The following is a 9,978-nucleotide window of genomic DNA, read 5'->3' on the forward strand; positions in this document are numbered from 1 at the left end:
CACCCCCCGTCGTCGATCATGAGGTTGGCCGCGGTCGAAGAGATCGACTTCGCCGCCAACCCCATGATCGACGGGATGTCACGTGGACCGGGACGGGGGTTGGTTCACCAGGGAGCGGCGGGGCAGCATCGTCAGCGCCGAGATGGCGGCCGACAGCAGTGCCGCCAGCAGCATCACCTGGAAGACCGCCGGGTAGCCGGCCACGCTGGCGACCAGGCCGGCCAGCGGCGCCCCGGCCACCAGGCCGATGTCCCAGAACGAGGTGAACGCGCCGAGCGCCGCCCCCTGGTGGGCCGGGTCCGTCCGGTTGATGACCAGCAGGGCCAGCGCCGGGAAGAGCAACGAGAGCCCGGCGCCGATCACCAGCCCCCCGGCGACCGCGACCAGCAGGTTCGGCGCGAACGCCACGAGGAGCAGCCCCACCGCCTCCACCAGGGCCGAGCCGACGGCCACCCGGCCGGCGCCGAGCTTGTCGGGCAGCCCGCCCACGAAGAGCCGGACTCCGACGTAGGTGAAGCCGAACGCGTTGAACGCGGCGATGCCGTTCTCGACGCCCCGGTCGGCCATGTGCAGCGCGACGAAGGCGGCCAGCGCGGCGTAGCCGAACCCGGCCAGGGAGAGCGCGACGCCCGGGGCCACCGCGCTGCGCGGCAGGATGCCGGCCCGGCTCGCCGAGGAAGCCTGCTCCGGCCCGGGCCGGACGGCGACGAGCGCGGCCCCGGCCACCGCCGCCAGGGCCGCGAACAGCCACACCGCCGGATAGCCGGAGGTACGCAGCAGCACCGCGCCGAGCAGGGCGCCCAGCGTGATGCCCAGCCACATGTAGATGCCGTACAGGCCGACGACGCGGCCCCGCCGGTCGGCTGGCGCGAGCGCCACCAGCCAGGCCGCGCCGGCGGTGTAGACGGCCGCCTCGCCCACCCCGTGCAGGACCCGGACGCCGACCAGCACGCCGACGTCGCCGGCCAGGAAGTAGGCCGCCCCGGCGGCGGCGCACACCGCCGCGCCGGCCAGCATCACCGTCCGGTACCCGTGCCGGTCGCCGAGCCGGCCGGCGATGGGCCGGGCGATCACGGCGGAGACCGCGATCGCGGCGATCACCACCCCCACCTCGACCCGGTTGCCGTCCAACTCGTCGAGCACGTAGAACGGCAGTACGGCCAGGGAGGCGCCCACGCCGAGCAGACACAGGAAGATGGCGGCGAAGAGCGGCACGATGGGCCGGTAGAACGAGAGTTTCCCGCCGGTCGTGGTCATACGGTGACGCTCCTAGGCGGTGTCTTCAAAGGATCTTGGATTCGGACGATGTAGCGCGTGGGTCCCCGTTAAGAGTTTGTCTTACGTCGATTGGGAGCCGTTGTCCAGGTGCCCGCCGTCGGTGGTGACCGGTGGTCGCCCACGTGCCGACGATCGGCGGCACCCGTTTCCACAGGTGGTCGTGGCCGCGATCCGTGTCGGACGCTCGGGACCTGGCCGACAGCAGGTCCACCCGGAGCACGCCATCGTCCACAAGGGTCACGGCACCGGAGCGGTCAGGGCCGGCTGCGTCGGCGCGGCATCGGGCACGTGATTGCCGAACGTGCAGACCAGCAGGCCAACCGCCGCCGGCGAGGCAGCCACGGCGGCCGGCCACCGGCGTTCGACAGGCAGCGCTACGGGCGCCGCAACGTCGTGGAGCGTTGCTTCGATTGACTGGAGCGGTGCCGCAGCGTCGCGACCCGGTACGACAGGACCGCCTTGTCGTACCGGGTCACCCTCACGATCGCCGCGCTACCGCAATGGTGGTGAGCTTCCCAGGACACCGCCTAGGCGGGTACGACGTGGAAGAAGTGGGTCGGCAGGTGCACCGCCAGGCCCTCGTGGATCTCGGCGCAGACGGCCGGACCGTCGGTGGCGAAGGTGCCGGGCGGCGGGGTGCCGACGCGGATCGCGGAGCGCCCGGCGTCCAGCAGGCGGGCCGCCATCGCGAAGTCGCCCACCACCGCCTCCCCCGGCGCCACCATCCGCGTGCGGCTGATCTGCACGCCGTTGCGGGTCAGGTCCGCCAGGTACGCGCCCCGCCCGAGCAGGTGGGTGTAGTAGTCCCTCGGGTTGACGATCATCGCGTGCGGGGTGGCGCCGGTCTGCTCGATCTCGTCGCAGGCGGCGAGCAGGCCGCTGAGCCAGTCGTGCCGGTACGGCAGCCGCCCGATCTCGGGGTGCCGCAGCAGGCCGCCCTCGCCGATGGTCAGCGCCTGGTTCTCGGCCGTGGCGAGGCGGACCAGCAGCCGGTAGTCGATGAAGACGGCCAGCGCCTCCGGGTCGTCGGCGAGCTCCTCGGGGATGCGTACCCAGGCGCGGATCGGGTGCACCCCGGCGGAGGCGGTGCCGAACCGGAAGGCGGCCTCCCGGCGCAGGCCCGACTCGTGCACCGCGGCGGCCTCGTCCGCGTCGGGCCGGCCCTCGCACCAGAACCGCACCGGCTCCATGCCGACCGACCGCTTGCGGAACAGGTTGCGGACGGTCACCCGGGGCCGTTCCTTGGTCGGCTGGAAGGCGTCCGTGATCGTGTAGTCGAAGCGCACCTCGGCGCCGGCGGGATCGTCGGCGTACGCGCGGGCGAACAGCTCGCCGGGCGACAGCGTCGACGACGCGGTCACGGGCGGCGCGGCGGTGGTGGTCATGAGTCCTCCCCGATGGAGATGGCGTGCCGGATCAGCCGCTGGTAGAAGGGCTGGTGGTGGTCGTGGTACGACCGCAGGGTGTCGTTGTTGGCGACGGTCGTCTCGAAGGACTTCTCGACCGGCGAGAAGCCCGAGGTGCGTTCCACGTCGAGGTGCCACTTGCGGGTGCGCTGCCACTCGGCGCGCTCCCCCGGCGCCCAGTTCAGCGCCTCCGGCAGGAACGGCAGCCCCACGGCCTCGCACCAGGCCGCCACCGTCTGCCCGGGGTGCCGCAGCAGGTCCTCGGCCCGCATCACCACGGGCGGCCGGCGCGCGGTCCGGCTGACGAGGTCGAACAGCTCCCACTGGTGCTCGTAGCCGATCTCCGGGCAGGTCACCGTCGGCTTGATCGCGTAGTGCGAGCTGATCGTGCGGGCCGGGTCGCGGACGATGAAGGTGTGCGTGACGTCCGCGATCGCCTCGGGATCGGCGAACAGGTGCCGGTAGCGGTATTCGAGCGTGTCCTTGACGAAGACCGTCCGGTCCCGGCCCAGCTCCTTCAGGTGCGCGACGACCTCGGCCGCGTCGGTCACCGTGACGGTGCCGCCGTCGGCGGTGGGCAGCTCGACGTGCCCCTCGTCGACGAGGGTGACCAGCGGCTCGTGGACGACGGTGACGTCACCGCGGGCGATCATCATGCGCAGGAACGCGGTGGAGAGCGCCCGGGGGTGCGCCCACATGGCGATCACCGGCATGTCGGCCTCCCGTACCGCGCCTCGCGCCGCCTGAGCGCGGCCGCGCTCACTGGGACCACGCCGTGGGCTTGCGGTCCCACCGGTGGCCGCGCAGCGTCTCCAGCACCCCGGCGTCCAGCGGTACGCCGTCGCTGACGCCCAGGTTGGCGCGGACGTGCTCGACGCGGCGCATGCCGGGGATCACCGTGCTCACCGCCGGGTGGTGCAGGATGAACCGCAGCGCCAGCTCCGGCATGGTCATGCCCGCCGGCACGTCGGCGGCCAGCCGCTCGGCGCGCTCCACGCTGGGCAGCAGGTTCTCCGGCCCGAAGTACGTGCTGCGCCAGTCCTCCTCGGGCCAGGTGCTCTCGGCGGTCAGCGTGCCGGTCAACGTCCCCTCGTCGAACGGGACGCGGGCGATGATCGCGATGTCGTCCCGCTGCGCGCGCGGGAACAGCTCGTCCTCCGGTGCCTGGTCGAAGATGTTGTAGATGACCTGCACGACGTCGATCAGGCCGGTGTCGAGGGCGGCGTGGCAGTTCGTCGGCTCCCACCGGTTGACGCTGATCCCGATGCCGTCGACCAGGCCCTCCCGCTTGAGGTCCGCGACGGCCTCCTGCCAGCGGCCGTCGGCGGCCCACCGGTCCTCCCAGACGTGGAACTGGAGCAGGTCGATCCGGTCCACGCCGAGGTTCTCGAGGCTGCGGTGGGTGAACTCGCGGATGTGCTCGGCCGGGAAGACGTCGTCCAGGGTGTCCTGCGGGCCCGGCGGCCACTCCCGGTTCTTCGGGGGAATCTTCGTGGCCAGGTAGAGCCGACGGTCCGGGTGCCGGCGCACCAGCCCGCCGAGGAGCTGCTCGCTGACGCCCCGCCCGTAGACCCAGGCGGTGTCGAAGAAGTTGCAGCCGCGTTCCACGGCCTCGTCCAGGCAGGCCGGTGCGGTGTCGTAGTCCCAGCCGGTGAAGCCGCCGGGTCCACCGCCGATGCCCCACATCCCGTACCCGACCTCGCTGACCTGCCAGCCGAGCCGACCCATCCTGCGGTATCGCATTCCACTCCCTCATCCGTGCCGGTCGCCGCGCCGCGCGCGGCCGTTCACCCTGGTCCCGCCGGCAGCAGCAGCCGGTCGGCCGCCCGCCGCACGTGCTCGCCCAGCCAGGCGCGGTAGGCGCCGACGGACGGGCCGAGCCGGTGGTCGGTGAAGCCGCGGCGCCGCTCCAGCTCGGCGCAGCCGTCGCGCCGGAAGAGCCGGGGGTTGTCGGTGAGCAGCGTCGCGAAGACCGCGCGCAGCCGCTCCTCGTCGGCGCCCGCGCCGGGCGGGAAGAGGGCCAGCAGCACGGCGGCGTCGCGGTCGCCCTCGGTCGCCGCCTCGCGCAGCCCCGCCAGGAACCGCGCGCAGCTGACCCGGGGCAGGGCGTCGGCGCCGGCCAGCGGCAGGTCGGTGAAGTCGACGCTCACCGGGTGCAGGACGTGCAGCGTGCCGCCCCACTGTCGCGGGTCGACCACGGTGGCGACGATCCGCCGGGCGGCCCAGTCCACCGGCGTCCAGTCGGAGCGCACGGGCGCGTCGGGCCGCATCCGCAGCTGATGGCAGGCCGCCAACAGCAGGTGGGTCAGGGCCCGGGGGTTGGGGTGCCCGTCGTCGGCCGCGGGCATCACCTCGCCGAGTCGCAGCACCGTGACGGTCGCGCCCCGCCGCCGGGCCTCGTCGAGGTACCGCTCGGCCACCCACTTCGACCGGCTGTAGCCGCTCGTCGGCGCGACGGCGAGGGCCGGGTCGTACGTCTCGGGCAGCGGCTGCGGATGCCGGGCGGCCTCGCTGTCGAGGACGCCGAGGGTGGAGACGTGGTGCAGCGGCTTCGGCCGGCCCGTCAGGCACAGCCGCAGCAGCTCGGCGGTGCCGAGGACGTTCGCGGCGCGGTGGGCCCGGTAGTCGAACAGGAAGTTGACCAGCGCCCCGGCGTGCAGCACGAGGTCGCAGTCGTGGGCCAGCCGGCCCCAGGTCTCCGGGGTCAGGCCGAGGGCCGGGCGACCGAGGTCGGCCGCGTACCCGTGCAGGCGCAGGCCGTGGCCGGGCCGCCACAGGCCCCGCTCGGCCAGCGCGCGCACGACGCGGGCGGTGGCCTCGGCGTCGTCGGCCGCGCGGGCCAGGCAGAGCACCCGGACGTCGGTGGTGGCGAGCAGCTCGTGGACCAGGCGCGCGCCGACGAAGCCGGTGGCGCCGGTGACCAGGACGGTACGCGGCGCCCGGCGCCGGCCGACGGGACGTACGGGCAGGTCGGCCGGGACCTTCGCGTCCCGCTCCACCAGCTCGTCCTCGGTCTCGGTGGGGTCGGCCGCGCGCAGCCGCACGGCGAGCGCCCGGGCGAGCCGGGCGGCGCTGCGGTGGGTGAACAGGTCCTGCACGCCGACCCGGAGGCTCTGGTCCGCGCCGAGCGCGGTGACCACGTCGAGGGCCTGGAGCGAGTCGCCCCCGGCGTCGAGGAAGTCGGCGTCCAGGTCGAGGTCGGGCCGGCCGAGGACCGCCCGGAACACCCCCAGCACCTCCTCGGGCAGCGTCCGCGCGTCTGCGGGCGCGGCCGACGGGCGCGACCGCTCGGCGAGCGTACGGTCCAGCCAGGCCTCGAGCGCCTGCCGGTCGACCTTGCCGTTGCCGGTCAGCGGCAGCGCGTCGCGCACGACGACGTGCCGGGGCACGTGGGTGCGGGGCAGCAGCCGGCGCAGGTGTGCCCGCACCGCCGGCTCGGTCACCTCGGCGTCGGCGGCGAGGAAGAGGGCCAGCGACTTCCCCCGGTGCTCGCGGGCCAGCAGGACCTTCGCCTGCCGTACGCCGGGCAGCCGGGTGGCGGCGGTCTCGATCTCGCCCGCCTCGATCCGGACGCCGTTGACCTTGAGCTGGTGGTCGCGCCGGCCGGCGAAGTGCAGCCGGCCGTCGGCGGCGACGCGGCCGAGGTCACCGGTGCGGTAGAGCCGCGGGCCCGGGATGCCGGGCAGCGGGTTGGGCACGAACACCTCGGCGGTACGGGCCGGGTCGCCGAGGTACCCCTCGCCCAGGCACACGCCGCCGATGACGATCTCGCCGGTCTCGCCCGGCGGCAGGGGCCGCAGCTCGGCGTCCACCACGGCGGCGTAGCAGTTGTCGATGGGCCGGCCGATGGGGATGACGTCGCCGTCGGCGCGGGCGACGGTGTGGAAGATCATGCCGATCGACGCCTCGGTCGGGCCGTAGCCGTTGGTGACCGCGACCCCCGGCACCAGCTCGACCAGCCGGTGCACCGCCCACGGGTCGATCTCCTCGCCGCCGACGATGACGTTGCGCAGCGGCGCCACCGCACGCCGGGCGGCCGGGTCGCGGTCCAGGACCGAGACGAGCGCGCCGAGCACGCTCGGCACGAAGTCGGTCATCGTGACGGCCTCGTCGGCGATGGTCCGCACGGTCCGCTCGACGTCGAGGAAGCCGCCCTCGACCGGCACCACCGTCCGACCGCCGGTGGTGAGCGGCCAGAACATCTGCCACACCGACGAGTCGAAGGTGTGCCGGCTGTTCTGGAGCACCACCTCGGTGCCGGTCGCCGCGAAGTGGCGGGTCATGAACCGCAGCCGGTTGGCGATCCCGTCGTGCCGGTTCAGCGCGCACTTCGGGGTGCCGGTGGTGCCGGAGGTGAAGATGCCGTAGATCAGGTCGGCCGGGCCGATCGGCACGCCGGGCCGGCGGCGGGTCGGGGTGATCTCGTCGAGGTCGACGGGCAGGCAGGGGACGTCGCCGGTGTCGGGGCGCGGGTCGGTGCCGCGTACCACCGCGAGCCGGGGCCGGACCACCCGCAGCGAGGCGTGCAGCCGGTCCGCCGGCCAGCCGGGATCGACGGGTACGAAGGCCGCGCCGAGCTTCATCAACGCCAGGTCCACGACGGGCAGTTCGAGCCCGTCGGCGAGCAGGACGGGCACCACGTCGCCCCGCCGGACGCCCCGCCCGGCCAGGGCGGCGGCGACGCCGTTGGCCAGGTCGTCGAGTTCGCGGTACGTCAGCGAGCGGCCCCGGAACGACACCGCCCGACGCTGCGGGTGCCGGTCGACGCGCTCTTCGACCATGCCGGGCACGGCGAGGAAGGGCCCGTCGTCGTACGGTGTCCCGGCGACCGCCGGAAGGGTGGCGGTGCACCGGCAGGTGGGTCCGTCGGAGACGGGAACCGCCTCCGCGTATCCGGTGTCGCCCGCCCTCATCACGCCTCCTGTCCCCGAGCTCGCCCGGCCTGTCGACACGCCGCGGACGGGACGAATCCGACCCGACGCACAGCAAGGGTATTTATCGTCACCGGTCGATGCCCTGACTGCTGGTCAAGGACACTAGAGGGCCGACCGGAGGGAGGGAATATGCAACTTTCCGCTACATTGATTTCCGTCACTTGAAAATGGCGACCGCACCCCCGAGCGACTCCCGGCGCGACACCCGTCCGGCAAACAGGCCTCCCACCAGGGAATCCTTCGCCCACACGTCGGCGTACGCGGAGATTCCACGCTGGACGGCCGGCCGCGCGCGGGGGCGGACCGACGGCGCGGACGGACCGTCCCCGCCAAGCGGACGAGCAGGCACGATGACGGGCGGTAGCCGGCGACGCGTGGGCCGCTGGACCGGCCGCCGCCGTCATCGCGGTCAGCTCACCCTGCGCTCGTGACCCTGCCAGAACCGCTCCCGCAGCTCGCGGCGCAGGATCTTGCCGCTGGGGTTGCGCGGCACCCGGTCGATGAACTCGTAGTGCAGCGGCTGCTTGAAGCCGGCGAGCTTGCCGCGCAGGTGCAGCGCCAGGTCGCGCTCGGTGAGCTGCTGGCCCTCCACCGGCACCACGAACGCGTACACGGCCTCGCCCCAACGCTCGTCCGGCACACCCACGACGGCCGCCTCGGCGACCAGCGGATGGCGGGCGATGACGTTCTCGACCTCCACGGGGTAGACGTTCTCCCCCGCGACGATGATCATGTCCTTGATCCGGTCGCGGATGTACAGGTAGCCGTCCTCGTCGAGCAAGCCCGCGTCCCCGGTGACGACCCACCCGTCGACAAGGGTCTTCGCCGTGGCCTCCGGCAGGTTCCAGTACTCCACCATGACGCCCGGCGACCGCAGCCAGACCTCGCCGACCTCGCCGGGGGGCAACGGGTCGCCCTTGTCGTCCACGATCTTGACCTCGAAGCCCGGGTACGGCAGCCCCGCCGACTGCATCTTGCCGCCGTCCGGGGTGTGGTCGGCCGGGGGCAGGCAGACCGCGGAGTTGCCGGTCTCGGTCAGGCCGTAGATCTGGGCGAACTCGCAGCCGAAGCCCTCGATGCAGCGGGCCAGCAGCGCCGTCGAGATGGGTGCGCTGCCGTAGACGATCTTGCGCAGGGAGGCGAAGTCCGCCTTGGTGACGCCGGGCTCCGCGAGCAGCAGTCGCAGCATCGAAGGCACCGCGAGGATGGTGGTGACCCGCAGGGTCCTGATCAGCTCCACCGCACCGGCCGTGGTGAACTCGCGCATCACCACGTTCGTGGCGCCCGCGGCGAAACCCATCGCCGCCCACGACAGGCCGCCGATGTGGAAGCCGCCGTTGCAGAGGAGGCTGACGTCGCCCTCGCGCAGGTCGAGCCAGTCCAGGTTCTCCGAGGCGAGCCCGTCGCGTACCGCGAGGAAGCTGCGGTGCGCCAGGACGACGCCCTTGGGCAGCCCGGTCGTGCCGCTGGTGTACATCTGCGCCAGCGGCGTGTCAGGGGTGACCTTGACCAGCACGTTCGCGTCGGGCTGCGCCGACACCCACGCCGTGAAGCCTGCGCGGGCCATGCCGCCGGAGTCCAGCGCCACCACCTGGCGCAGCATCGGCAGTTCCGGCGCCAGCTTCTCGGCGACGACGGCCGAGTCGGAGTCGACGAAGAGCAGGGCGGCCCCGGAGTCCCGCAGGATGTGCTCGACCTCGCCGGCGGCCAGCCGCCAGTTGATCGGTACGAAGACCACGCCGGCCTTCGCCGCCCCGAAGAACAGGTCGTAGAAGTGCTCGGACTCCCTGCCCAGGTAGGCGATGCGGTCGCCGGGGCGCAGGCCCGCCGCCTGGAGGCCGCGCGCGACCTGGTTGCTGACGCGCTGCAGGGTGCCGTAGTCGACACGCCGGCCCTCGCAGATGATGGCGACGGCGTCCGGCTGCTGGGCCGCGTGCCGGCGCGCGACGTCGACGAGCGTGCGCAACTGAACAGTCACCGGTCCTCCTTCAGGGGGCGTACGGGTGGGAGCGGCTCACGCCGCGTCGGACGCGATTCGCATGCCGGGCGGGTCGACCAGGGCCATCCGCCCCTCGCCCTCGGCAATGCCGTTGGCGTCCCAGAAGCGCCAAGGCTCGTCTGGAGTCATCGCTGTTCCTCCTTCGTGCACGAGCGCGAACTGAACGTAATCAGCGCATGTCCATCTCCCGGTAACAGCGGAAGAACTCGTCCCGTCCAGCGCGAAGTGCTCCGGCGCGCTGCCGACGGGGAAGCCCGAGCTGACGCGTCTGGTGGAGTCCACCGGCGCACCCGCGGCGGTCGGGCGGGCGGGGGCCAGCCGGAGCACGCGCGGGGGGGGGGGGGGGGGGGGGGGGGGGGGG

Annotated in this window: 6 protein-coding genes; all 6 read right to left on the minus strand. The window is 73.5% G+C overall.

The window, feature by feature from the left end; all coding sequences use genetic code 11:
• Positions 1-78: 78 nt before the first annotated feature.
• Positions 79-1,257, minus strand: a complete 1,179-nt coding sequence (locus ACSNN9_RS26130; RefSeq protein ID WP_436675863.1) for an MFS transporter — start codon at positions 1,255-1,257, stop codon at positions 79-81.
• Between the two features lie 548 nt (positions 1,258-1,805).
• Entirely contained in the window at positions 1,806-2,663 is an 858-nt protein-coding gene (locus ACSNN9_RS26135; protein WP_358092793.1) for a family 3 encapsulin nanocompartment shell protein, read from the minus strand.
• Entirely contained in the window at positions 2,660-3,397 is a 738-nt protein-coding gene (locus tag ACSNN9_RS26140; protein WP_436675865.1) for a hypothetical protein, read from the minus strand. Before ACSNN9_RS26140 ends, ACSNN9_RS26135 begins: the two co-directional genes overlap by 4 nt.
• A 46-nt stretch (positions 3,398-3,443) precedes the next feature.
• Positions 3,444-4,427 (minus strand): aldo/keto reductase, encoded by a 984-nt coding sequence (locus ACSNN9_RS26145; RefSeq protein ID WP_358092798.1) that lies wholly within the window; start codon positions 4,425-4,427, stop codon positions 3,444-3,446.
• 44 nt (positions 4,428-4,471) lie between these two features.
• On the minus strand, positions 4,472-7,597 hold the full coding sequence (locus ACSNN9_RS26150; RefSeq protein ID WP_436675867.1) for an amino acid adenylation domain-containing protein: 3,126 nt from the start codon (positions 7,595-7,597) through the stop codon (positions 4,472-4,474).
• A gap of 430 nt (positions 7,598-8,027) precedes the next feature.
• The gene (locus ACSNN9_RS26155) at positions 8,028-9,596 is read right to left on the minus strand and encodes a fatty acid--CoA ligase (protein WP_436675868.1); all 1,569 of its coding nucleotides are present in this window, start codon (positions 9,594-9,596) and stop codon (positions 8,028-8,030) included.
• Positions 9,597-9,978: the final 382 nt, after the last annotated feature.

Origin of the sequence: Micromonospora sp. URMC 107 (genome assembly GCF_051386315.1) — a bacterium.
GTDB lineage: Bacteria > Actinomycetota > Actinomycetes > Mycobacteriales > Micromonosporaceae > Micromonospora.